This window comes from Treponema sp. R80B11-R83G3 (assembly GCF_054786115.1).
In genome coordinates, this window is record NZ_BDHF01000550.1 from 1 (window position 1) to 396 (window position 396).

1 protein-coding gene is annotated in these 396 nt (G+C 34.8%); it reads left to right on the forward strand.

All coding sequences use genetic code 11. The features are described from left to right. Window positions 1-100: 100 nt before the first annotated feature. Window positions 101-343 carry a hypothetical protein gene (locus ACYVRH_RS14910; protein ID WP_461257639.1) on the forward strand — a complete coding sequence of 81 codons (243 nt, stop codon included), beginning with the start codon at window positions 101-103 and terminating at the stop codon, window positions 341-343. Window positions 344-396: the final 53 nt, after the last annotated feature.

Sequence of the window (396 nt, forward strand, 5' to 3'; positions counted from 1 at the left end):
GTATAATTTAAATTATCAATTAACAACCGAATATATGAAAAAATTTAATGAAGAAATATTGCCGGACGACAGGGTATAATATCAATGTTTTTATTCCACGATGAAAAGTTCCTCTGACGATTCATTGTTTGTCCACAGCCACAGGTATTTACAAAAAACAATCGGCGACAACGACGGTTTTGTAAGCGAAAGTTCCGCAAAATGGGGCAATAATGTTACAAAGATAGAAGGAAGCATTTCCCACGCCGAGATACTGGATTACAACATGAGAAAATTATCAGGCATAAATATACTGGATATACATAAAAATATTGTAAATGATTTAGGCGAAAAAGGGTTTTAAACCACGAACCACACGAAGATTAAGAATTTTACCACGAAGCACACGAACCAGAG